General features: G+C 67.2%; 1 pseudogene. It reads right to left on the bottom strand.

Annotation, left to right across the window (positions count from 1 at the left end):
* Positions 1–555, bottom strand: a pseudogene (locus tag ACNFCI_RS24005) (hypothetical protein); the annotation flags it as partial.

Genomic DNA, 555 nt, shown 5'->3' with positions numbered 1-555 from the left:
GACGTGGCGGATCGTCGTCAGGTTGTTGCCGTCGTCGTAGGTGTAGTGCTCGCTGTAAGGCGCCCAGGCGCTGCCCGACGAGGCCTCGGCGCCGTAGTAGCGGGCCACCGGCGTGCGCTCCCGGCCCGTGGCGCTGGCGAGGCGGTACAGGGTGTCGTAGGTGTATTCGCGCAGCCCGGTGGCCTGTTGGTTGGCGTGCCAGGTGGGGTCGGCCCCCTGGTCTTCCAGGCTGATGATGTTGCCCACCGGGTCATAGCGGTAGTGCAGGTCGCTAATGACCAATGGCCCTTTGGGATGCCCCTCGGGGCGCTCGGTCAGGTGCCGGCTCAGAAGCTGGGTTTTGGGGTCGTATTCATAGCGGTCGATGACGCCATTGCCCGCCGTTTGCGACAACACCACGCCGTCGGCCCGGTACTGGATGGCCGTCAGGGTGACAGTTTCCTTGGTGCTGCCCTGCTCCATGTACGCCAGGCGTGTCTGGGCCACCGCGCCGTTGATGGCATAGTCGGTGAGCGAGGTGACGCCGGCCGCATTGGTCGTCGCCAGCGGCGCGCC

This window comes from Pseudomonas sp. NY15356 (genome assembly GCF_048068175.1).
Classification (GTDB): domain Bacteria; phylum Pseudomonadota; class Gammaproteobacteria; order Pseudomonadales; family Pseudomonadaceae; genus Aquipseudomonas; species Aquipseudomonas putida_K.
This window is presented reverse-complemented; position numbering and strand designations above follow the sequence as displayed.